Source organism: Alteromonas sp. R7, assembly GCF_055755235.1.
Genome location: NZ_JBVTQX010000003.1, coordinates 260,937 through 283,669 on the forward strand (window position 1 = coordinate 260,937; position 22,733 = coordinate 283,669).

At 45.3% G+C, this 22,733-nt stretch carries 16 protein-coding genes; 10 read left to right on the forward strand and 6 right to left on the reverse strand.

Annotated elements, in window-relative coordinates:
* Nucleotide 1: 1 nt before the first annotated feature.
* Nucleotides 2–1,243 carry a putative DNA modification/repair radical SAM protein gene (locus tag AC0J2X_RS06830; protein ID WP_014976821.1) on the reverse strand — a complete coding sequence of 414 codons (1,242 nt, stop codon included), beginning with the start codon at nucleotides 1,241–1,243 and terminating at the stop codon, nucleotides 2–4.
* 469 nt (nucleotides 1,244–1,712) lie between these two features.
* Between AC0J2X_RS06830 and AC0J2X_RS06835 the strand changes: the two genes are divergently transcribed.
* Nucleotides 1,713–2,090, forward strand: a complete 378-nt coding sequence (locus AC0J2X_RS06835; RefSeq protein WP_014949857.1) for a hypothetical protein — start codon at nucleotides 1,713–1,715, stop codon at nucleotides 2,088–2,090.
* Between the two features lie 77 nt (nucleotides 2,091–2,167).
* Here the strand turns inward: AC0J2X_RS06835 and AC0J2X_RS06840 are convergent, their stop codons facing one another.
* From AC0J2X_RS06840 to AC0J2X_RS06850, 3 genes are all read right to left on the reverse strand, one after another.
* The gene (locus AC0J2X_RS06840) at nucleotides 2,168–3,076 is read right to left on the reverse strand and encodes a 5'-methylthioadenosine/S-adenosylhomocysteine nucleosidase (RefSeq protein ID WP_014949856.1); all 909 of its coding nucleotides are present in this window, start codon (nucleotides 3,074–3,076) and stop codon (nucleotides 2,168–2,170) included.
* A 195-nt stretch (nucleotides 3,077–3,271) separates the two neighbouring features.
* A complete protein-coding gene (gene pyk, locus AC0J2X_RS06845) occupies nucleotides 3,272–4,708 on the reverse strand; it encodes a pyruvate kinase (protein WP_014949855.1) in 1,437 nt (478 codons plus the stop codon).
* A 238-nt stretch (nucleotides 4,709–4,946) separates the two neighbouring features.
* Nucleotides 4,947–5,798, reverse strand: a complete 852-nt coding sequence (locus AC0J2X_RS06850; RefSeq protein WP_472995885.1) for a MurR/RpiR family transcriptional regulator — start codon at nucleotides 5,796–5,798, stop codon at nucleotides 4,947–4,949.
* A gap of 284 nt (nucleotides 5,799–6,082) precedes the next feature.
* On the opposite strand from AC0J2X_RS06850, the gene zwf reads away from it, so the two are divergent.
* Genes zwf through AC0J2X_RS06875 form a run of 5 tightly spaced genes read left to right on the forward strand, consistent with a single transcriptional unit; the run spans nucleotide 6,083 to nucleotide 11,707 of the window.
* Nucleotides 6,083–7,576 carry a glucose-6-phosphate dehydrogenase gene (zwf, locus tag AC0J2X_RS06855; RefSeq protein WP_014949853.1) on the forward strand — a complete coding sequence of 498 codons (1,494 nt, stop codon included), beginning with the start codon at nucleotides 6,083–6,085 and terminating at the stop codon, nucleotides 7,574–7,576.
* Between the two features lies 1 nt (nucleotide 7,577).
* Nucleotides 7,578–8,270 carry a 6-phosphogluconolactonase gene (gene pgl / locus AC0J2X_RS06860; protein WP_014979596.1) on the forward strand — a complete coding sequence of 231 codons (693 nt, stop codon included), beginning with the start codon at nucleotides 7,578–7,580 and terminating at the stop codon, nucleotides 8,268–8,270.
* A gap of 9 nt (nucleotides 8,271–8,279) precedes the next feature.
* Entirely contained in the window at nucleotides 8,280–10,106 is a 1,827-nt protein-coding gene (edd, locus tag AC0J2X_RS06865) for a phosphogluconate dehydratase (protein WP_014949851.1), read from the forward strand.
* Entirely contained in the window at nucleotides 10,106–11,059 is a 954-nt protein-coding gene (locus tag AC0J2X_RS06870) for a glucokinase (protein WP_014949850.1), read from the forward strand. The genes edd and AC0J2X_RS06870 overlap by 1 nt, the downstream gene beginning before the upstream one ends.
* A gap of 3 nt (nucleotides 11,060–11,062) precedes the next feature.
* Nucleotides 11,063–11,707 (forward strand): bifunctional 4-hydroxy-2-oxoglutarate aldolase/2-dehydro-3-deoxy-phosphogluconate aldolase, encoded by a 645-nt coding sequence (locus tag AC0J2X_RS06875; RefSeq protein ID WP_014949849.1) that lies wholly within the window; start codon nucleotides 11,063–11,065, stop codon nucleotides 11,705–11,707.
* A 122-nt stretch (nucleotides 11,708–11,829) separates the two neighbouring features.
* On the opposite strand, the gene AC0J2X_RS06880 is transcribed toward AC0J2X_RS06875, so the two are convergent.
* Both AC0J2X_RS06880 and gap read right to left on the reverse strand, forming a co-directional pair.
* Entirely contained in the window at nucleotides 11,830–12,681 is an 852-nt protein-coding gene (locus tag AC0J2X_RS06880; protein ID WP_014976818.1) for a D-hexose-6-phosphate mutarotase, read from the reverse strand.
* 188 nt (nucleotides 12,682–12,869) lie between these two features.
* Nucleotides 12,870–13,865, reverse strand: a complete 996-nt coding sequence (gap, locus tag AC0J2X_RS06885) for a type I glyceraldehyde-3-phosphate dehydrogenase (protein WP_014976817.1) — start codon at nucleotides 13,863–13,865, stop codon at nucleotides 12,870–12,872.
* A gap of 235 nt (nucleotides 13,866–14,100) precedes the next feature.
* On the opposite strand from gap, the gene malQ reads away from it, so the two are divergent.
* From malQ to gndA, 4 genes are all read left to right on the forward strand, one after another.
* Nucleotides 14,101–16,299, forward strand: coding sequence for a 4-alpha-glucanotransferase (gene malQ, locus AC0J2X_RS06890; RefSeq protein ID WP_039234854.1), 2,199 nt, complete (start codon nucleotides 14,101–14,103; stop codon nucleotides 16,297–16,299).
* A gap of 158 nt (nucleotides 16,300–16,457) precedes the next feature.
* Nucleotides 16,458–18,641, forward strand: a complete 2,184-nt coding sequence (gene glgB / locus AC0J2X_RS06895; RefSeq protein WP_472995886.1) for a 1,4-alpha-glucan branching protein GlgB — start codon at nucleotides 16,458–16,460, stop codon at nucleotides 18,639–18,641.
* A 47-nt stretch (nucleotides 18,642–18,688) separates the two neighbouring features.
* Nucleotides 18,689–20,776: a glycogen debranching protein GlgX gene (gene glgX / locus AC0J2X_RS06900; protein WP_156078501.1), complete on the forward strand. Its 2,088-nt coding sequence runs from the start codon at nucleotides 18,689–18,691 to the stop codon at nucleotides 20,774–20,776.
* Nucleotides 20,777–21,104: 328 nt separating this feature from the next.
* Nucleotides 21,105–22,658: an NADP-dependent phosphogluconate dehydrogenase gene (gndA, locus tag AC0J2X_RS06905; RefSeq protein WP_110288811.1), complete on the forward strand. Its 1,554-nt coding sequence runs from the start codon at nucleotides 21,105–21,107 to the stop codon at nucleotides 22,656–22,658.
* The last annotated feature ends 75 nt before the right edge of the window (nucleotides 22,659–22,733 follow it).

Consider the following 22,733-nt stretch of genomic DNA (forward strand, 5'->3'; position numbering starts at 1 on the left):
ATTAGGCGCTGAACAATTCAAACTGTTTTGGTTGTTTAAATTGCTGTTCAAAGTTACTGCTATCGAGCAAATGGATAGCGGGGGAATAATCACTAACAGTAATGAACGGTTTTAATTTTTGTAAGGGTAAACGCATTTTTGTGAGATCGAACCAGCTAAGCTTTGTGTAACGTCGAATAGCCAAAATTTTTTGTACTGTGCGTGCTCCCAGTCCAGGAACTCGCAATAAAAGTAGCTTGTCAGCTTTGTTTAAATCGATGGGAAATATGTGGCGATTGCGTAGCGCCCACGCAAGCTTGGGGTCGTGCTCCATATCTAGCATGTCGTTGTGTACAATTTCATCTAAACCAAATCCATAAAAGCGCAGGAGCCAATCGGCCTGATAAAGTCGGTGTTCACGGATAAGTGGGGCTGGTTTAAGAGGCAAGACTTCAGACGCATCTGGGATGGGCGAAAATGCAGAATAGTAAACGCGCCGCAATTTTTGTTGACCATACAGTTTGACACTCGTGCCAAGGATAACTTTATCATTTGAGTCATCGGCTCCTATGATCATCTGAGTGGACTGTCCGCCAGGAGCAAAGCGAGGTGGGCGTTTACCCGAGTAGGTTTTATCTACTTTGTGTTCATTTATTTTGTCTTTCAATGTATTCATTGAACCGTGAATTTCACCAAGGTCTTTTTCCGGGGCGTATTTGTTCAACGAATTTTGTGTCGGCATTTCGATGTTTATACTTAGCCTATCGGCATATAAGCCAGCTTCAGCCTGTAGTTCAGGAGATGCATTCGGAATGGTCTTAAGATGAATGTATCCTTTAAATCCGTGATCAATGCGAAGAGACTTCGCGATGCGTACCATGCTCTCCATAGTCAGGTCAGGAGAGCCGACAATACCGGAACTTAAAAATAATCCCTCAATGTAGTTACGCTTATAAAAATTAAGCGTTAAATCAACCGTTTCTTTAACGGTAAAACGCGCTCGTTGAACGTTGCTAGACACCCTATTGATGCAGTAATGGCAATCGTATATGCAATAGTTGGTCATTAGGATCTTAAGTAATGATACGCATCGTCCATCAGGGGTAAAGCTGTGACATATCCCTGACCCTCCTGTGAGCGAACCTATTCCTGTTTTGTCAGTTTTACCTGCTTTTCGTTTACCGGCGGAGCCACTTGCGCAAGAAGCGTCATACTTAGCGGCATCTGAAAGAATTTCGAGTTTTTGAATGAGTTTGTCATGCATCGCAAATGGTCACTTTCTCTAGGCAAATGTACGTGGTAGACGGTCTGAAAAAAAACAAGATTCCATACCAGTCCAGTACATTGCTTGTTGTGGTATATCTTAATACTGTATAAGTGTACAGTATTAAGGGGAGTGAGTTTATTAAATTTGAAAGGAAAATTTTATCTTGCTGTGTGTAGAAAGTACCTTATACAACTTTAGTATAAGTTTTGGGTTGGTCTAAATTACTGAAAAACAAAGATTAACTATATGGTGCGGAAGGTGCATATGGTTAAGTAGATATGAGTGAATTACTTGATGTATTGAATAGACGAAAGTATGTATTGTCAGGCAGAAAACATCTGCTGCAACGTGAAAGCTAGAAACTTAAAAAGTCGAATGACTCAATACATTGGTGATAAATAGTTTTAATTAAGTGGATTGTAGCGAGCTTATCGATACAAGTGCAAAATCGTTCAAGGAGTGGGGCATGAACTTTTTAAAGTGGGTTTATTCAGGCTTAGTGGTATCAGCAATCATTGTTATAGTCGGTGTAATTGGGCAAGGAAAGCTATCCGTAAGCCAAGCATCAGCTGATGACGAACAGCGCCCCGTTCACATGGATATTCAAAAAGTACAGCGCAACTTCTCATTGGTAGAATTTGATTTGTCGAAAAAGGCACATCTATTGAGAAAAACGCGTCTAGAGCACTACATTGCACAGGCTAAGCAAGCCGATTTAAGAGGTTGGAAATTTAAGCGTGATGAGTTTGTTGAGCGCGCCGAAAATATTCTAAATCATCATCTTACTCAATACGCGAATGATGTTAGTCAAGATGCGGAAACTTATACCGCTCAAGCAATCTAATACAAAGGTTATACATGAAAACGCGCCTTACATTTTTACAATGTAGGGCGCGTTTTTCGTTTGAGTGTTTTCCAATTTTATTCCGACAGCGCAGAAATATAAGCTCTTACCACTTTTTCAACAAAGGCCTGACAATCTTTGGCCGTGGTTGGGTCATATTCACCATGGTTGGTAATATTGTTCGACAATACGCGAATACCTAAAAAGGGAACGTGGTAGGCATGTGCAATCTGCGCTGCAGAAGCGGTTTCCATTTCTTCCACACTCGTTCCCATATTCTTATGGAGCCATGCTATTCGATCTAACTCGTTATTCCAAAAGTTACCGCTGCCAATCGTTCCTTTAACGACGTTCCCGCGTTTGTACTGCTTGGCTAGCGATAGAGCTAGGTTGATGAGCTGTTTGTCTCCTAAATAATAACGCAACTTTTCTGCGTCCTTAGCGCTACTTCCTTCTCCCGCGCTGCCTTCTGACGCCATAAGATCCATCGGTAGCCAATTAAACGGATGAGAACCTTCTCCTTGAGCCAGCTTAGGCGTTTTAAAATTGGATGCATTAATACTGCGTTCGCCAAGAACAATATCACCAACTTTTAAGGAAGGATCGTGGCCACCTGATGTTCCCTGATTGATGATAAGGCGAGGGTGGTATCTCTCTATGCCAATGGCGGTGGCGGCCGCTGTATTTTCTAAACCCTTACCGGTTTTAGCTACCACAATGGGATACCCGTCTAGTGTCCCTTTATAGAATACCGCATTACCTGAATACTCTGTTGTAGTGTTATCCAAAAGCGCAGCAAAGTATTCGGCTTCAATGGGCATGGGGCCTTGAATCATTATTGGCTGTAACGGAGCGTTCTGTGAAGCTACTTCTACACGCTTCATGGTGTGTACGTGCTGTGTATTTGCCCATACGCTATGAGTGAAAAGTGCCAAGAGCGTTATAATTGCTGAAAAACGTGTGTAGTGATTGAAAACGAGCTGCATGTCTATCCTTATTTTTGTCGTTGTTGTCCCGAGGAGTGTTAACGAATTCTCGTTGTTTTGTTGGATATGTTTTTTGTAATTTTGATACTGACTTAGTTGAGTGTTCTTATTATAAGCGTCAGCTTACCACTGCTTTAGTAAATTACAGGCAAAAAAAAGCGAAGCATTTGCTTCGCTTTAATAGTGTATACGTTGCTATTCGACTTCTACGATTTTAAGGGTATTGGTCGCGCCCACTTTTTCCATTTCATCGCCGTAAGTCAGGATGATACTGTCGCCGCTTTTCACTAACCCTTTCTCTTTAAGTGATGCAATGACATCGTACTTCAATTTGCCAGGTTCACTGTTTGAAGAGTCAAAGAAAACCGGCTTAACGCCGCGGCAAAGCGCCATCGTGTTAAGCGTTGATTCGTGACGAGACATCGCAATAATTGGCAGAGATGTAGTAATGCGAGACATTAACGTTGGTGTAGTTCCACTTTCAGTTAAACCTACAATCGCTTTAACACTTGGCAAGTGGTTCGCGGCGTAAACCGCAGACAGAGCAATTGACTCGCTAGTAGAAGAAAACTGCTGATCCATGCGGTGCTTGGAAATTTTAACGCTAGGATGTGTTTCCGCGCCTTCACAAACACGAGCCATAGCTGCAACTGTTTCAATAGGGAAATTACCCGCCGCTGTTTCAGCTGAAAGCATTACCGCGTCAGTGCCGTCTAGTACAGCGTTCGCAACGTCCATTACTTCTGCACGTGTAGGCATAGGGCTGTCAATCATCGACTCCATCATTTGCGTCGCGGTGATCACAACCTTGTTGAGCTGGCGAGAACGGGCAATCAGTTTCTTTTGAACACCAACAAGTTCCGCATCGCCAATTTCTACACCCAAGTCACCACGAGCAACCATTACCGCATCTGAAGCGCTGATGATATCCGTCATGGCTTCGTCAGACGCCACCGTTTCAGCACGCTCGACCTTTGCACAAATTTTTGCGTAGCAGCCAGCTGCTTCGGCAAGTTCTCGCGCGTAGTTCAAGTCTGCGCCGCTGCGAGGAAATGACACTGCAAGGTAATCAACACCAATTTTCGCGGCGGTTTTAATGTCTTCTTTGTCTTTTTCGGTAAGTGCATCTGCAGAAAGACCACCGCCTTGACGGTTAATGCCTTTATTGTTTGAAAGCTTGCCGCCTACTGTTACTTCAGTAATCACTTTGCGGCCTTCAACGCCAGTTACTCGAAGCTGAATACGACCGTCATCAAGAAGCAGAATATCGCCTGCTGATACATCATCAGGAAGCGCTTTGTAATCAATACCTACTTGATTAATATCACCTTCGTCGCGGCCTAATTCAGCGTCTAGAATAAATTTTGCGCCAACCTCTAAACGAACTGCACCTTCGGCAAAACGAGCAACACGGATTTTAGGACCTTGAAGATCACCTAAAATCGCTACGTATTTACCTAGGTTCTTTGCCGCCTGACGAACGCGCTTTGCACGTTCAATGTGGTCTTCGGCTTGTCCGTGTGAAAAGTTCATGCGCACAGTGTTTGCGCCTGCGGCAATAAGTGCCTGAATCTTTTCAAGTGAGTCGGTTGCAGGTCCTAGGGTGGCAAGAATTTTCGTTCTTCTGGTCATGTGATTCCGTCGCTGTTTCTAAGTTAGAAAAGACAAAGAGTGATAGGCTACGCGTTTATACGGTATGCCTGTAATCGCTTTACGTAATTTTATTACAGAATAATAGTTGAATTTGACAAAAATGTGAATGAAATAAACAAAAACGCCTAACTGGCTCGACCAGTTAGGCGTTTTCGCTTATTTGTTGAACCAATTTTGCTACGGTAAGTGGTTCTTATTTGATCACGTGGGAAGAAAATTACTCACCACGCTTTTCATAACGTGAACCACGCAGCGTATCCTTTACTCGCTTCAGATTCTCTCTGAACTTGTTGCCGCGGCGCAGTGTAAAGCCGGTTGCCAGTACATCAATTAGCGTGAGCTGCGCGATGCGAGAGGCCATAGGCATATACATATCAGTATCTTCTGGTACTTCCAGCGATAACACGTAACTGCATTCTTGTGCCAGCGGGCTATTTGCTGAGGTAATTCCTACTACAGTAGCGTCGTTCATGCGGGCAATTTGCGCTATTTCTACTAAGCTTTTAGTTCGGCCCGTGTGGCTAATCAATACAACAACATCGCCATCTGAGCAGTTCATGCAGCTCATGCGTTGCATCAGAATATCTTCAAAGTAGACCACTGGAACATTGAAGCGGAAAAACTTATTTAGTGCATCGTGAGCCACTGAAGCTGAAGCGCCTAAGCCGAAAAATGAAATTTTCTGTGCCTGTGTAAGTAAATCAACAACGCGATTTACCACGTTCACATCCACAGATTGGCGCGCCACTTCCAGGGACGCCATGGTCGACTCGAATATCTTATTGGTATATTCGTCTGGGCTGTCGTTTTCATCAACATGGCGGTTTACATAAGGCGTGCCGTTAGCCAGGCTCTGCGCTAAATGCAGCTTAAAGTCTGGGAAGCCTTTAGTATCAAGTCTTCGGCAGAAACGGTTTACGGTAGGCTCACTAACATCCGACATCTTAGCGAGGGTTGCTATACTCGAATGAATGGCCGTTTGTGGGTTAGCTAGAATTACTTCAGCTACCTTTTTCTCAGATTTACTGAATGCCGCTTGGTTTTGTGTGATTTTTTCTAAAATGTTCATACAGATATAGCAATTAGTTAGCACAATTTATTGTAAGGTACACCCGTAATAGTACTCAATGTGACGTCTGTGACAAGAAAAATGTAATTTTTTGACAATTTTTGTTATTTCAATCGGGTTAAATGAGGGTAAACTGAGGGAAACAGTAAAGATTCAGATCCTATAGTTGGTACAAGTTGTAATTTTACTACATTTGGTGTTAACTATACGGTAAAAATAGTCGTTAGTGTTGTAAATAACTGTACAATACGCCGCGGACACATACATTTAAAAGGTCGACGAATATGGTATTGGATAATTCCTACGAACCCTGTGATTTTGTACTTTTCGGTACACTGGGAGATCTTTCACGACGCAAGTTGTTGCCTTCTTTATATCAGCTTGAAAAAGCAAACTTGATGCACCCAGACACCACTATTGTGGGTGTTGCGCGTCAAGAAATGGAGCTGGATGCCTATATTGAAGAAGTTCATGCCAACCTAATCAAGTTTGGCGAGAAGAACTTGTGTGAAGCCACTTGGGAAAAAATGAAAGCGCGTTTGCACTATGCATGCGTAGACATGAAGGACGTTGAAAGCTATTGCGTATTAGACGACCACGTTGACCCAAGCCGCACCATGGTGTGTTATCTAGCGACGCCACCGGCGATATACGGTGATATCTGTCGTGGCCTGCATAGCTGCAAAATTATCGACTCAAGCGTTCGCGTTGTGCTAGAAAAGCCAATTGGTCACGATTTGGCATCGTCTAAAGTGATCAATGAGCAAGTTGCAGAATACTTCGACGAAAAGCAAATTTACCGCATTGACCATTACCTTGGTAAAGAGACAGTACTAAACCTAGTATCACTGCGTTTTGCCAATTCTATTTTTGCTACTAACTGGGACCACAACTGCATTGACCATGTTCAAATCTCAGTTGCAGAGTCAGTGGGTATTGAAGGGCGTTGGGGTTACTTTGACGACGCGGGTCAAATGCGAGATATGGTGCAAAACCACTTGCTACAAATTCTAAGCTTGGTAGCGATGGAGCCTCCGACAACGCTCGACGCTGACAGCATTCGTGACGAAAAATTGAAAGTGCTTAAAGCGCTTCGTCCGATTAACTCGTTTAATATTAATGACAGCACAGTACGCGGTCAGTATACCTCTGGTTTCGTGAAGGGCGAAGAAGTGCCTGGGTACCTTGAAGAAGAAGGTGCTAATACGCAAAGTAAAACCGAAACCTTTGTTGCTATTAAAGCGGAAATTGACAACTGGCGTTGGGCTGGTGTGCCGTTCTACCTACGCACAGGTAAGCGCATGCCAACTAAGGTGAGTGAAGTTGTTATTTACTTCAAGCGTCAGCCACACAACTTGTTCGGTGACAGCTTCAAGAATCTCCCACCCAATAAGCTCGTTATTCGTCTACAGCCAGACGAAGGTGTAGAAATCACCGTAATGAATAAAGTACCTGGCTTAACCAGCTCAGGCTCTATGGATCTACAAAAATCCAAGTTAAACCTAAGTTTCTCTGAAGCGTTTGCCGATGAGCGTATTCCTGACGCATACGAAAAACTCCTTCTTGAAGTTATGTTGGGTAATCAGGCGCTATTCGTTCGTCGTGACGAAATTGAGCAAGCTTGGACGTGGGTAGACTCAATTCTTGAAGCGTGGAAGCAATCGAGCGAGCCGCCAGAACCGTATCAAGCAGGTACGTGGGGGCCGGTAGACTCTATAGGTCTTCTTGCTCGCGAAAATCGCAGCTGGTACGAGAGCAAAACAGGGAAGAAAAAGTAATATGGCGTTAACAACTCTATCATTTGAAACACCTGATGCGCTGACTGATGCATTTGCGCAAGACTTAGTCAGCATTTTAAAAACAGGTATTAAAACTCGCGGTCGAGCTTCCCTTGTCGTTAGTGGTGGTCGTACACCGCTGGCGCTTTTTAAACAACTAAGCGAAACCGAACTTGAGTGGGATAAGGTTGATATCACCCTTGCCGACGAGCGCTGGGTTGAAGAGGGCCACGAGGCCAGCAACACCAGCCTAGTCAAAAATAATCTAATTCAAAATAAAGCCGCAGCAGCTCGTTTTATCGAATTGAAAAGCGATGCTGATGATGCAAACGAAGGCGTAAATGCCGCAGAGTCAAATCTGGCTAGCATGTCACAACCTTTTGATGCATTGATTCTTGGCATGGGGGAAGATGGTCACACTGCATCGCTTTTCCCTTGCTCTGAACAAGTACTTGACGGCTTAGATATGAGCAGCGGCAGAACCTGCATCGCTGTTCAACCTACAACAGCACCTCATCAACGTATTTCATTAACGCTACCAGCGTTACTCAATAGCCGTAATATCTTTTTGCATTTAACAGGCGAGAAGAAAAAACAAGTCTTACTTGATGCTATTGAAAATGCCACCGAAGCGCAAAAGCCCATCACCGCCGTAGTTAACCGCGCGCCGGTTACTTTGATGTGGGCGCCATAGGAGACAAACATGAATCCAAAAATTGCTGAAGTTACGCAACGAATTATCGAGCGTAGTAAAGAAACGCGTAAGGCGTATCTAGAAAAAATTGAGAGTGCACGACGTCAAGGACCACACCGTGGTGTGTTGTCATGCGGTAACCTTGCTCACGGCTTTGCAGCATGTGGAACAAGCGAAAAATCAGATCTTCGTTCAATGACCAAAGCCAACGTGGCAATTGTGTCTGCGTATAACGATATGCTTTCAGCGCACCAGCCTTACGAGACGTATCCTGCGCTCATTAAGGATGCAGTGAAAGAGGTAGGCAGCGTAGCCCAGTTCGCAGGTGGCGTACCTGCTATGTGTGATGGTGTTACACAAGGCCAGTCTGGCATGGATTTAAGCCTAATGAGCCGTGATAACATTGCTCAGGGGGCTGCCATTGCGCTTTCTCACAACATGTTCGATAGCGCACTGATGCTAGGTATCTGCGACAAAATCGTTCCTGGGCTATTAATGGGCGCACTAACGTTCGGTCATTTGCCAACCGTTTTTGTGCCAGCAGGTCCAATGCCATCGGGTCTTCCAAACAAAGAAAAAGCCCGTGTTCGTCAAGAATTTGCCGAAGGTAAAGTAGGGCGTGACGCGTTGCTTGAAGCTGAATCTCAATCTTACCACTCTGCGGGTACCTGTACGTTCTATGGAACGGCAAACTCGAATCAGCTAGTGGTTGAAATGATGGGCTTGCACCTTCCGGGTTCGTCGTTTGTTAATCCGGGAACACCTTTGCGCGACGCGCTAACAAAAGCGGCTGCGGTTCAAGCAACACGCTTAACTGACCTTGGCGACAACTATACGCCAATTGGTCACATTGTAGATGCAAAAGCCATTGTGAACGGCCTTGTAGGTCTTCTTGCTACGGGTGGTTCTACTAACCACACCATGCACCTTATTGCGGTAGCACGCGCTGCAGGTTACATCGTAAATTGGGACGACTTCTCAGACATCTCTAATGCTGTGCCTCTTCTTACTCGCATTTACCCGAATGGCTCAGCTGACATTAACCACTTTGTTGCAGCAGGTGGTATGTCATTGCTAATTAGACAGTTGCTTGATGCGGGTCTACTACATAACGACGTTAAGACTATTTGTGGTGAAGGCTTAGACTTCTACACTAAAGAGCCTGTGCTTAAAGACGGCGAATTAGAATGGCGAGACGGCCCAACTGAATCCCTTGATAAAGAAGTGCTAGCAACTGTTGACGCACCGTTTAAGCCAGATGGTGGTTTGAGTGTGCTTGACGGCAATCTTGGTCGTGGTGTTATTAAAACCTCAGCACTTCGCACGCCTCACTGTAATATCAAAGCACCAGCGGTTGTGTTTGAAGACCAGTTTGAACTCGATGACGCGTTTAAGTCTGGCAAGTTAGACAAAGACTGCATTGTAGTTGTTCGCTTCCAAGGTCCTTCAGCGATTGGTATGCCAGAACTTCACCGCTTAACGCCACCTCTTGGGGTGCTTCAAGATCGCGGCTTTAAAGTGGCGCTAGTTACTGACGGTCGTATGTCTGGTGCATCAGGTAAAGTTCCTGCAGCTATCCACGTGACTCCAGAAGCTTATAAAGGCGGTCTACTTGCTAAAGTGCAAGAGGGCGACATTATTGAGCTAAACACACAAACTGGTGCACTAACACTGCATGTGGACGATGAAACACTAGCTGCACGTGAAGCAGCGCCAGCGAACTTAGCTAAGCATCACGTTGGAATGGGACGTGAAATGTTTGCGGGTATGCGCGCTATTCTGACGGGTGCAGAAGAGGGTGCATGTTCACTGTTTTACACGCAGGAGCAAGCATAATGAGCCAGAAGTTTGTGGCTGATGTTGGCGGTACGAATATTCGTGTTGCAAGGGTAACCGAGTCAGGTGTAGCCGACATCAAAAAATACATGTGTAATGATTTCGCCAGCATAGACCTTGCTATTGCGCAGTACTTTAGCGACATGCCGGAATACAGCTTTTCGCAAGGTTGTATTGCAATTGCATGTCCAGTATTGGGCGATCAAGTCGAGATGACGAATCACAGCTGGGCATTTTCTCAAAATGCACTTCGCTCTCAGCTTAAACTAGACGCGTTGTTCGTTATCAATGACTTCACTGCCGTAGCGCACTCTTTGCCTGTATTGGGCGAAGAGCAAGTGGTACAAATTGGCGAAGGCACTGCGAAAGAAAATGGCAATATCGCTGTTTTTGGACCTGGTACAGGATTGGGTGTTGAGCATATTACAATGACCTCAACGGGCTGGCAGACGCTGGACGGTGAAGGTGGTCATGTAGACTTTGCACCGGTAGATGAAACCGATGTTGTCGTATGGCGTCACCTTCAATCTACCTTAGGACGTGCTTCTGCTGAAGAAGTAATGTCTGGACGCGGCCTGCATAATATTTACACCGCGCTAGCAAACCACGCATCAGCACCAGTTGTATTTACCGAGCCGGCTCAAATTACTGACGCTGCGCTGAACGGTACCTGTAAAATTGCTGAAGCGACGCTTACCCAATTCTGCCGAATTATGGGAAGCTTTGCGGGTAATTTAGCACTTAACATGGCAACCACGGGCGGCATTTTCATTGGTGGTGGCATTGCTAACCGTTTCCCTGAATTTATTCAAAATAGCGATTTTAGAGCGCGTTTTGAAGCGAAAGGGCAAATGAAGCACTACGTGAAAGACATTCCCACCTATTTAATTGCAGAACCTGATCATGGTTTATTGGGTGCGGCTGCATATCTGAATCAAAATACAGCGAGCTAAATTATGACAACGAAATGGAAATACTCTCCAGAGGAAATTTTTGCGGCCGGTCCAGTTGTACCTGTTTTGGTAATCAATGACGTAGAAAAAGCGGTTCCTCTGGCAAAAGCGCTGATGGAAGGTGGTATTAAAGTACTAGAAGTAACGCTACGTACCCCTGCTGCTATTGACGTGATTAAGCGAATTGCACAAGAAGTGCCTGACTCGCTAATTGGTGCTGGAACCGTGACTAACGCCCAGCAGCTTAAAGCGGTAGTTGAAGCTGGCGCTAAGTTCGCAATTAGCCCAGGTATGACGGCTGATTTGCTAAAAGCGGGTATGGATTCAGAAATTCCACTTATCCCTGGTATCTCTTCAACTTCTGATTTGATGAAGGGTAAAGATGCGGGTTATACCCACATGAAATTCTTCCCAGCAGAGGCTTCAGGTGGCGTTAAAGCCATTAAGTCAATCAGTGGTCCTTTCCCTGATGTGACGTTTTGCCCAACGGGTGGCATTGGTCCAAACAACTACAATGACTATTTAGCGCTTAACAACGTTAAATGTGTAGGTGGTTCGTGGCTTGCCCCTGACGACGCAATTGAATCAGGTGACTGGGCGCGTATTACGCAGCTAGCAAAAGAAGCTGTTGCGGGTGCTAAACAGTAATTTGCTGAACCTTTAAATGAAAAAACCTGCTCATTGGCAGGTTTTTTTATATCTCTTGATCGTGAACTGCGACTGTCTACCTTTCGAAGTGTCAGCGAAATTGCGCTTGCACTTCAAATAATTTACTTCGGAACAATAGTTTGTTTCAGTGTGTGGCTAGCACCGGGGGACAGTGTCTTTCCCTGAGTTAGCGATGTTTCTACGCACAACATATGCTTATAGCCAAAGGGGTCCATGTCTGAAATAGACGCTGCGCCTAACCACGGGTTCCACACTACCAAAGAGTCATTGCCGTCGGATACCACTTCCGTGAACGCGTTGCCTTCGACTTCAATTTCTGCCGTTTTAATCGGCGCAACATGAATGCGATCCGTTTCGCCTGTGATGGTGTAAGGACTCGGTGTCGTCTTAAGTCCCCAGTCGTCAAGTTTGTCTTTATATTGACCTTCAATTCCAGTTATTTGGGTATGTTGAATGTGGTCAACGTGGAAATATGTATGTAGCGCACAGTTAAATTCGAATGGTACAACACCCGTATTTTCTGTAGTTAACGCAACGTCCATCGTCTCACCAACGGTAATTACCATGGTCACGTTACAATCATTCTCAAACCCTTCTGCTCGGGTAAAGCTTGGCGAAAGCGTAATCGTTGTTCCGCTTTCTGTATCTTCTGAATGAATCAGCTTCCACACTTGTGTTCTCAAAAAGCCGTGAGCGGGGAGGGCACCTTTTTCTCGACCGTGATCATCGCTAAACCAAGGCCAGCACACCGGAATACCACCGCGAATAGGTCGCTCTCCGTTCAAGTAAGCATGGGGACTCACCCAAAGACGCTCTCTGCCATCGCTTTTAGGCACATATGACAAGATATGACCGCCAAATAGGCTAATACGCGCAGAGGCAAACGCATTATCTACGTCTAAAAAGGTAAGTCCATTAGACTCACTAACGGTAACTGAACTCACAGGTGGCATAAGCCCTCCTTGGACTAATAAGAAAACAACAAAGGGTAAGCGACGGGAAAGCGTATGTCGCTGGAATATCGTTATTATGCGTGTTTACGACCACGAAAAACAAAAAAGGTGCAAACGCCGTGTTTACACCTTTAGATTAACTCAACTTTAGCGTGAATAGTTTAACTATTTTCGCTTAATAAAGTTAATTACTTAGAAATATGAGCCACAAGGTCTAGAACCTTGTTTGAGTAGCCCCATTCGTTGTCGTACCAAGAAACGAGTTTAACGAATGTATCAGTAAGTGCGATACCTGCTGTGGCGTCAAATACCGATGTGCGAGCGTCGCCAAGGAAGTCGTTAGACACAACCGCATCTTCTGTGTAACCCATGATACCTTTAAGCTCGCCTTCTGAAGCTTCTTTCATTGCTGCACAAATTTCATCGTAGCTAGCAGGCTTCGCAAGGTTTACAGTAAGGTCTACTACTGAAACGTTTGGTGTAGGTACACGGAAAGCCATACCTGTTAACTTGCCGTTAAGCTCAGGGATAACTTTACCTACTGCTTTTGCTGCACCGGTTGATGATGGAATGATGTTCTGACCAGCACCACGACCACCACGCCAGTCTTTCATTGAAGGACCGTCTACCGTTTTCTGTGTTGCAGTTGTTGCGTGAACCGTTGTCATCAAACCGTCTACAATACCAAATTTATCGTTAAGCACTTTGGCAAGAGGAGCAAGACAGTTAGTTGTGCAAGACGCGTTTGAAACAATAGTTTCGCCAGCGTAGCTTTCTTGGTTTACACCCATAACGAACATAGGCGTGTCATCTTTAGAAGGTGCAGACATAACAACTTTCTTCGCGCCAGCTTCGATGTGCTTCGCGGCAGTTTCTTTAGTCAGGAACAGACCTGTTGATTCAACAACCACGTCAACGTCTACTTCATCCCACTTAAGTGCAGCTGGATCTCTTTCAGATGTAATGCGGATAGTTTTGCCGTTTACAACTAGGCTATTGTTATCTACTGTAACTTCACCGTCGAATAAACCGTGAGTCGAGTCGTATTTCAATAGATAAGCAATGTAGTCCGTGTCTAGTAAGTCGTTTATTGCAACAACTTCGATGTCGTTGCGCTCTGCTGCTGCGCGCATTACTAGGCGTCCAATACGGCCAAAACCATTGATACCGATGCGAATTGTCATAACGTACCCCGATTATTTAAATAAAATGAAAATAAATTACGTAAAGTATGGATCAAAATGCCATAATTAGCAAAATAAAAAGCCAAAGTGTTGCAAAATTACGAATAAGTGCTATTGCAATCGTATTCAGATATCGCCAAGCCCTTGTTTCTAGAATAATGTTAAAAATTTGTTTGTAGACGCACTATGCTTAATTTGCTTTGCGTCTTTTACCGAATAACAGGAATGACACACCATGACACAACAACTTCTGCAACAACTGGTTGAAATGCGGGGAATTGAAACCCAATACGTCGACGCATGGGGAAAGCCAGCAACCATCGCAGAATCAAGTAAAGCAAAACTGCTTAACACACTTGGCTATGACACCAGCAGTGATGAAAAAATTCAGTCACAAATTACACAAGATATAAAGTCGGTATGGTTGTCGCCGTTAAATCCTGTTCAAGTGGTTCGCAATACCCAAGAAATTAATCTAGCTGTTCGTTTGCCTATCGAGTTAGTGAACGATGATCACACGCTCACGGTCACCTGTGAAAATGGTGACGTGCTCACTCATCAATTTACGCCAGTTGACCAAGAAATGACGACGATGGCGCATATCGACGATGTAGAGTTTCATGAATACGTAGTAACACTGCCTTTAGATTTGCCCCTTGGTTATCACGATGTAGCCTTAAGCGCTGATGACGATGAGTTTGCGCGTTCTCGCTTAATTGTGGCTCCAGAAGCGTGCTACACGCCAAACGAAATTAAAGAAGGCAAAAAAATATGGGGCTTGAGCGTTCAACTTTACTGTGTACGCAGTGAAAAGAACTGGGGGATTGGTGATTTTTCTGATTTAGCACTGCTTATTGAAAAAGCCGCTGGTGTGGGCGCAGACTTTATCGGACTTAATCCTATTCATGCGCTCTACCCTGCAAACCCCAACGCGTGCTCGCCTTATGGGCCAAGCTCACGTCGCTGGCTTAATTATTTGTATATCGATGTGACTGCCATTGACGGGTATGACGATGCATCAGTACAAGCGGTAGTGAGCAGTGATGAGTTTAAAGCCACGCTTGAACATGCACGTAACGTAGAACATGTAGACTACGAGGCAGTCGCCCATGTGAAACTGGCTGCGCTTAAAGCAGTATTTGATGTTTACGATGCCAAATACCTTCGTAAAAGCACAAAGCAAAATAAGGCGTTTAAAGCCTTCGTAGAAGCGGGCGGTGAAAGCTTAGATATGTTAGCGGTGTACGACGCCCTGCAATCGCACCTAAAAGCTGAAGGTAAAGACAGCTGGGGATGGCCGGTATTCCCACAAGAATACAAAGACTATTACAACCCAGCCGTGGCTAAGTTTAAGAGTGCAAACGAACAAGACGTCAAATTTTACTTGTTCCTACAGTGGATTGCCGCCCAACAGCTTGAGCTTGCAAGCAACAAAGCTACTGATGCAGGCATGACCATTGGTCTTTATCGCGACTTGGCGGTAGGCGTTAGTGAAGGCAGTGCGGAAATTTGGGGTAACAAAGACCTATACTGCACAGGCGCAAGTGTAGGTGCTCCACCAGATATCTTGGGCCCACTAGGCCAGAACTGGGGGTTGCCGCCTATGGACCCTCGTAAGCTGTATGAACAGGGTTACCAGCCCATTATTGACCTGTTTGCGTCTAACATGGCGTCGTCAGGCTCATTGCGTATCGATCACGTCATGGCGTTGCTGCGTTTATGGTGGGTTGTGAAAGGCGATAACGCAAAAGATGGCGGCTATGTTTATTATCCTGTAGACGATTTACTCGGTATTCTAGCGTTAGAAAGTCACCGCAATCAGAGCCTGGTTATCGGTGAAGACTTGGGTACTGTACCAGAAGAAATTCGCAGCAAGCTTGCTGATAATGGCGTGTACTCATACCGCGTATTTTTCTTCGAACAAGCGGAAGACGGCGGTTTCTTCTCACCTAGCCATTACCCTGTTCAGTCTATGTCAACGTTGACTACTCACGATATGCCAACGCTGATTGGTTACTGGCACTGTTTAGATTTAGAGCTAGGCAAAGAAATAGGGCTTTATCCAACAGAAGAAATCCTTCAAACGCTTTATGCGGATCGTCATGAAAATAAACAGGCAATACTTGATACGTTGCACGGCCACGGTTCAATTGGCGACAATGTAGGCCGCGATGTTAATCATACGGGTATGAATCGCGAACTGAACAACGGTATGCAGGTGCACATGGCAGGTGGCTCGAGCGCATTGTTGAGCCTGCAATTGGAAGACTGGTTAGAAATGGATAAGCCGGTCAATATTCCTGGTACTTTTGACGAGTATCCAAACTGGCGAAGAAAACTCACAGAGAATATCGAGTCGATGTTCGATAGACATGATATAAATGAGTTGGCGTCTAAACTTACTCATGCCAGAAAGCAAGCAAGCCAGGGTTAATTGCCATTATCAAAGAAATGATAATAGGCGGTTGCCTGGGTAACTTAAACGAGTAAGATAAAGTACCAAGACGGTACTTGATAGAGCTTAAATGTATACAACGCATTTAAGCTCACAATTCAACCCGCTGCCATGCGGGTTTTTACTAGGAGTAGCGAATGCAATTAGCGCAGCAGTTTGAACAGGTATTATGTTCTCAGCCGTTTTCCCATTTAGGTGTAGTTAAAAATCAGCAGAAGTCGGTACTTCGCGTTTGGCGTCCTAATGTCAGCGAGATAACGATTGAATGGGAGAATGCAGCGCTAGCAAATGTAACCGTTACTTCCAAAAATGGACTTTTTGAAACACCGCTGCCTAAAGAATATCAGGGTGAGGTTTATCGCGTTATCGCCGAAGGCTTGAATGACGATAAGGGCTATATCGATCCTTATCAATTCTCCGAGCAGGCGTATCATGCGGTACACTACATCGATAGCAAGCCTTCAAACTTGTATGAGCAAGCGGGCGCGCAACTTTTGACACTCACTTCATCACAAGGCGATGCGATAAAAGGTGTCAGGTTCTGCGTTTTCGCGCCCAATGCGAGTACGGTGTCGCTCATTGGCGATTTCAATCAGTGGGATGGGCGCACGCATCCTATGGAAAAGACCTCCATGGGATACTGGGTACTGTTTGTGCCAGAACTCGCAGAGGGAGAGCGCTACAAGTATCATATTAAAGATGCACACGGCCACGACCTACCGCACAAGGCTGACCCACTTGGCTTCAGTGCAGAGCAGTATCCTTCTCATGCTTCGAAAATTTACAACCACAATAACTATGAGTGGAATGATAGTGCATGGATGGAAAAGCGAAAGGGGAATAAATACAACAGCCCTATGAGCATTTATGAGGTGCACCTTGGCTCTTGGAAGCGCCCGGGTATTGAAACTGATGCGCGCTATCTTACTTATAAAGCGCTGGCCGATGACTTAATAAGCTACGTCAGCGATATGGGTTACACTCACGTTGAATTGCTGCCTATTTCCGAGTTTCCTTTCGACGGTTCGTGGGGCTATCAGCCCGTGGGAATGTTCGCACCAACGAGTAGATTTGGGAACCCAGATGAATTTAAATACTTTGTTGATAAGGCTCACCAAGCAGGTATAGGCGTAATTATCGACTGGGTACCTGCACATTTCCCGGAAGACGGCCATGGCTTGGCGCGATTTGATGGTTCTTGTGTTTATGAATATGAAGATCCGAGGAAAGGTTGGCATCCGGATTGGAATTCTTGCATTTACGATTTCGGCAAAGACACAGTTCGTCAGTTTTTAGTTGCAAACGCACTGTTTTGGCTAGACAAATTTCACGTTGATGGACTCAGGGTTGATGCAGTGGCATCCATGCTTTATCTCGACTATTCACGCAATGACGGAGAGTGGATCCCGAATGTGGATGGTGGCAACGAAAACTACGAAGCCATCAGCTTACTGAAATGGATGAATGAAGAAGTGTACAAGCACTTCCCAGACGCCATGACAATTGCCGAAGAATCAACGTCGTTTCCCAAGGTTTCTCGCCCAGTATTTGATGGTGGTTTGGGCTTTGGCTTTAAGTGGAACATGGGGTGGATGCACGACTCATTACACTACATCGCTAAAGACCCCGCCTATCGCAACTATCACCATGGCGATATTACCTTTAGCATGGTTTACGCGTTTGACGAAAACTTTGTGCTGCCTATCTCGCACGATGAAGTGGTACACGGCAAAGGCAGTATGCTGCACAAAATGCCTGGCGATGAATGGCAGCAAGCCGCTAACCTGCGTTGTTACGCGGGCTTTATGTACGGTCACCCCGGCAAGAAGCTTAACTTTATGGGGAACGAGCTTGCGCAGGCACGAGAATGGAACCATGACAGTAGTTTAGACTGGCAATTGCTCGATTACGAAAAACACAAAGGCATTCAAGCGCTTTATAAGGCGCTCAACCACCTCTATACGTCTACGCCAGCGCTTTACGAGCAAGACCACGAACCAGAGGGCTTTGCTTGGCTCGACCACAATAATGCAGACCAAAGCGTGGTTTCATTTGTTCGCATGTCAAAAGATGCGAAGCAAAAAGTATATGTGGTATCTAATTTTACGCCTGTGCCACGTCAGAACTTCAGAATAGGCGTAGATGATGCATGCACGCTAACGCTAGCACTAAACACTGATGATGGTGCATATTGGGGTAGTGGCTACGACATTGCTTCTACTGTAAATACGCAACCCATACCTTGGAATGAGCGTACTCACTCTGCAGAAATCACGTTACCGCCGCTAGCCACGGTATTTTATGTTGCCAATGTGGATTAATCCGACTAGAGCGACACGCCCTAGTGAAGAGATAAATTGAGAACGAAGTGAACGAAATTCGAGACACCGCACTAATTGTAGAAAGTGGAATGGGGAAGGCATATCCACTTGGCGCAACAGTTACACAAGATGGTTGTAATTTTGCCGTATACGCGCCCGATGCGAAGGCGGTCGTGTTGTGTTTTTTCAATAGTGACACAGAAGAGGCGGTGAGTGAGCATCCTTTGCCTGAGAAAACTGGTGATGTTTGGCACGGTCGTTACAGCGGCGTTAGCGCAGGACAATACTATGGTTATCGCGTAGAACGCGGTGAGGGAGGGTTACATGCGGTACCCACCGACAAACTGCTAATCGATCCTTACGCCAAGAAAATTAGTCGCGCAATAAAATGGGACGCTAGGCAATACAAACACGACTCTCAGTTTATGATCCCCAAGTGCATAGTAATTGATCAAAATGACTATGCGCCGAGTCATGTTAGCGCGCCTGTTATACCGAAACACAAGCGAGTAGTTTACGAAGCACATATTAAAGGGCTCACAAAACTCCATCCCGATGTACCTAAAGAACACCGTGGCAAATTTATCGGTGCTGCCCATCCGAGTGTCATCAAGCATCTCAAAGCATTAGGCATAACCACGGTGCAATTTATGCCGTTGTGTTCATTCATGCCTGAACCATTTATTACAGAGAAAGGCTTAACCAATTATTGGGGATATAACCCGGTTAACTTCTTTGCACCTGAACCACGCTACGGTGTGTCAGATGCGCTTGCTGAACTGAAGTCTATGGTAGATGCTTATCATACTGCCGGACTTGAGGTTATTGTTGATGTGGTATTTAACCATACAGCAGAGGCAGGCAATGGCGGTCCTATTCTTTCTTATAAGGGGTTTTGCCCTTACCAAGCGTACTTATTAGAGCAAACGAAAAACGGAGAATTGGTTTATTCCAACCACTCTGGCTGTGGTAACACGGTAAATACCGCGCAGCCATTTATGATGGGACTTATTTTAGATGCCATGCGCCACTGGGTATCCGTAATTGGCGTTGACGGCTTTCGTTTCGATTTAGCAGTATGCTTGGGAAGAGAGCCACAAGAATATAGTAAAAAATCTGGGCTGCTGAGAGCCATTAGTAGCGACCCTGTTCTAAAAGAGAGGGTATTGCTTGCCGAACCCTGGGATATTGGGCCTGGCGGCTACCAAGTGGGTAACTTTCCTTCTCCATGGTTAGAGGTGAATGATAAATACCGCGATACGGTGCGCGCCTTCTGGCGTGGAGACGATGGCGTTACCGCGGACTTTGCTACCCGTCTAATGGGCTCACGAGATATATTTCACAAAGGCCATCGACATATCAGTACGTCGGTAAATAACGTGACATATCACGATGGGTTCACGCTGCATGATATGGTGACCTACGCCGAACGTCACAATCTCGATAACTTAGAAGAAAATCGAGATGGCCATGGACACAACCTGTCTGCCAATTATGGTATTGAAGGGGAAACGAATGACGAGCAGATACTCGCTATGCGTGAGCGTCAAAAGCGCAATCTCTTTGCAACTCTGATCTTCTCGCAAGGTACACCGCATATTCTTGGTGGCGATGAATTAAGCCGCACCCAAAATGGCAATAATAATGCCTATTGTCAGGATAATCCTATTAGCTGGATGAATTGGGAATTAAACAAGCGCAAGCAAGATTTTCTTAGCTTCTGCCAATATGTGATCCGTTTGCGTCAGTCCTCTTCACTGTTAAGCGAACTAAAGCTGCACGATGATACGTTTACGCTCTCACGAAATGTAAAAGAAATAAATTGGTATAAGCCCGATGGTTCTGACAAAGCGTCTGAAGATTGGAATGCGCATCATAACAAAGCGTTTGGTGTGGAAATAAAAGGTTGTGTAACGGGCGACCAGAAGCCAGAGCACTGGTTTTTGTGTGTTAATGCAAGTGAAAGCGACGTGCGTTTTCACCTACCTTCTGTCATACCCAGGGGAGGGTGGACCATGCACTTGGATACGCGCTACAGCTCTCTTGAAGAACAGCCTTCAATTTGCATTCAGAAGGTGTTTTTACAGGCCAGCAAATCGCTAACGTTGTTCAGTTTTTCTCAGTTCTCTGGATAGAATAATGGCTTACAATACGACCTTATACTTGGTTAAGGATGCCTTTAAAGAATTTAAGAGTACCGCTAAACGGCTCTAAACTCAGTGCACGTTAGCTGAATAAGAAACAGAGTCTTTACCTTTGTGTGAATTTCATACAGCATGGGCGAGAGCGCGTAACACAGGTGCTGAATGCGTGCCAAAATCTCGGCTAAACTAGCTTACAAAACCCGTTAATGTTTACCGCTGGTGACAATTACACCACTGCGCACTAAATTGTTAGCTTAGACTGTTCTTTATTCTTTCAGGTGGTATCATGCGCAGCCATCTGAAATGTGAGGGTGTTCCTATGCAAAAGAAAGGTGGTAATTCGCACGAAGACAAGTCGTGTGATATTGGTTTTATCGGTTTAGGGGTGATGGGTAGTAACCTAACCATGAACCTAGTGGACCATGGCTATCGTGTAGCGTGTTTCGATTTAGACCAAAACAAAGTTGAGTCTATTCTTGCCAAAGACGCAAGCGAAAGAGCTGAAAATACTGAGCCTCGTGTTGAAGGCTGCAGTTCTTACACCGAGCTTTTAAGCAAGTTAAAAGCCCCGCATCTTATTATTATCTCTGTGCCTGCTGGCGATCCTGTTGACCACGTTTGCAATCATCTTATTGACGCCGGAATTCACGCTGACGATATCGTGGTTGATACTGGCAACAGTTTGTGGACAGACTCTGTAGCACGTGAAGAGCAGTACAAAGGTAAATTTATCTTCTTCTCTACCGCCGTGTCAGGTGGTGAAGTAGGCGCTCGTTTCGGGCCATCTCTTATGCCTTCAGGCAACCCTTATGCATGGACACGCATTGAGCCTGTTCTTAAAGCTATTGCTGCAAAGGTTGACCCAGAAACAGGTAAACCATTAGAAAGCCATACGCCAGGTCAACCAGTGTTAGAAGGCGAACCATGTGCGACCTACATCGGTCCGGTTGGAGCCGGGCACTATGTAAAAATGGTGCACAACGGTATCGAATACGCCGACATGCAGCTTATCTGCGAAACTTACCATGTTATGCGCGAAGCGCTACATATGGCGCCAGCTGAAATAGCAGAGGTGTTTCGTCGCTGGAACGAAGGCAAGCTGAATAGCTACCTGATGGAAATTAGTGCTGAAGTTCTTGAGCAAATGGATCCAGAAACACAGCAGCCGTTGGTTGATGTGATTTTAGATAGAGCAGGTCAAAAAGGTACAGGCCTTTGGACTGCAGTAAGCGCATTACAGGTAGGTAGTCCGGCACAGACCATCACTTCTGCGGTATTCGCGCGCAGTATTTCTAGTTTGAAAGACGAGCGTGTAGCTGCGAGCAAGGTTCTTGCTGGCCCTGATGCGCCATCGTTCAGCGATAATGAGAAAATGTCGATCATCAACAAGCTAGAGCAAGCGCTTTATTGCTCTAAAATCTGTGCGTACGCACAGGGCTTCCAGTTAATGGCTATGGCAGGCAAAGAACACGGCTGGACACTGGAGTTTGGTGAAATAGCGAAAATATGGCGTGCAGGCTGTATTATTCGCGCCGTATTTCTTCAGTCTATTTCTCAGGCCTACGAGAATAACGAAGACTTAGCCAACTTGCTATTGGACCCGTTCTTTGCGGAACAAATTACGCAGTATCAAGCTGACTGGCGTGAGTCAATTGCACAGGCGACACTGGCTGGCGTGCCTTGCCCTGCAATGATGTCGGCTCTTAGCTATTATGATTCGTATCGCACAGCCGTGCTACCTGCTAATTTGCTGCAAGGCCAGCGCGATTATTTTGGCGCACATACTTATCAGCGTGTAGATAAGCCAGCAGGTAAAAAGTATCACATCGAGTGGAGTGATCCTGCACGTCCGCAAACCGCTATCAAAAAATAGTATGAACTAAATAGTGTTACACGCGCTCATAATTGAGCGTAAACTATCGAAAGGTGTATTTGTTTTCAAATACAC

What these genes read in the sequence shown, in the direction of transcription:
- AC0J2X_RS06875 (WP_014949849.1), top strand. Translation starts at nt 11,063, where the DNA reads ATGACAACGAAATGGAAATACTCTCCAGAGGAAATTTTTGCGGCCGGT.
- edd (WP_014949851.1), top strand. Translation starts at nt 8,280, where the DNA reads ATGAATCCAAAAATTGCTGAAGTTACGCAACGAATTATCGAGCGTAGT.
- malQ (WP_039234854.1), top strand. Translation starts at nt 14,101, where the DNA reads ATGACACAACAACTTCTGCAACAACTGGTTGAAATGCGGGGAATTGAA.
- AC0J2X_RS06835 (WP_014949857.1), top strand. Translation starts at nt 1,713, where the DNA reads ATGAACTTTTTAAAGTGGGTTTATTCAGGCTTAGTGGTATCAGCAATC.
- AC0J2X_RS06830 (WP_014976821.1), bottom strand. Translation starts at nt 1,243, where the DNA reads ATGCATGACAAACTCATTCAAAAACTCGAAATTCTTTCAGATGCCGCT.
- AC0J2X_RS06840 (WP_014949856.1), bottom strand. Translation starts at nt 3,076, where the DNA reads ATGCAGCTCGTTTTCAATCACTACACACGTTTTTCAGCAATTATAACG.
- zwf (WP_014949853.1), top strand. Translation starts at nt 6,083, where the DNA reads ATGGTATTGGATAATTCCTACGAACCCTGTGATTTTGTACTTTTCGGT.
- pyk (WP_014949855.1), bottom strand. Translation starts at nt 4,708, where the DNA reads ATGACCAGAAGAACGAAAATTCTTGCCACCCTAGGACCTGCAACCGAC.
- gndA (WP_110288811.1), top strand. Translation starts at nt 21,105, where the DNA reads ATGCAAAAGAAAGGTGGTAATTCGCACGAAGACAAGTCGTGTGATATT.
- gap (WP_014976817.1), bottom strand. Translation starts at nt 13,865, where the DNA reads ATGACAATTCGCATCGGTATCAATGGTTTTGGCCGTATTGGACGCCTA.
- AC0J2X_RS06850 (WP_472995885.1), bottom strand. Translation starts at nt 5,798, where the DNA reads ATGAACATTTTAGAAAAAATCACACAAAACCAAGCGGCATTCAGTAAA.
- pgl (WP_014979596.1), top strand. Translation starts at nt 7,578, where the DNA reads ATGGCGTTAACAACTCTATCATTTGAAACACCTGATGCGCTGACTGAT.
- AC0J2X_RS06870 (WP_014949850.1), top strand. Translation starts at nt 10,106, where the DNA reads ATGAGCCAGAAGTTTGTGGCTGATGTTGGCGGTACGAATATTCGTGTT.
- AC0J2X_RS06880 (WP_014976818.1), bottom strand. Translation starts at nt 12,681, where the DNA reads ATGCCACCTGTGAGTTCAGTTACCGTTAGTGAGTCTAATGGACTTACC.
- glgB (WP_472995886.1), top strand. Translation starts at nt 16,458, where the DNA reads ATGCAATTAGCGCAGCAGTTTGAACAGGTATTATGTTCTCAGCCGTTT.